This window comes from Priestia sp. SIMBA_032 (genome assembly GCF_046535215.1).
Taxonomy (GTDB): domain Bacteria; phylum Bacillota; class Bacilli; order Bacillales; family Bacillaceae_H; genus Priestia; species Priestia aryabhattai.
Genome location: NZ_JAWRXD010000570.1, coordinates 1 through 275 on the forward strand (window position 1 = coordinate 1; position 275 = coordinate 275).

Sequence of the window (275 nt, forward strand, 5' to 3'; positions counted from 1 at the left end):
CCAAGTTCTTTCGCTAAATCAAACTCTGATGGTAACTTTTGTCGTTCTTTATAAGCCCCATCTTTAATTTTTTCTTTGATGTGATCAATCACCCGTAAATATAGGTGACGACTATCGGATTTTACTGACATAAGACTCCCCCGCATTTCAATTATTCGACCTCTGATGTAAGACTTCTTTTCTCTTTTTTCAACTTACAACATAGTACAAATGACTAACCACTAAAAATAAGCGCAATTGTCGAATAAATAATAATAATTTTTTAAAATGAAATT

At 31.6% G+C, this 275-nt stretch carries 1 protein-coding gene; it reads right to left on the minus strand.

The features are described 5' to 3' along the window. Positions 1-131 (minus strand): GntR family transcriptional regulator (locus SB717_RS35560; protein WP_142346709.1); only part of this gene is annotated, 131 nt, incomplete at its 3' end. Positions 132-275: the final 144 nt, after the last annotated feature.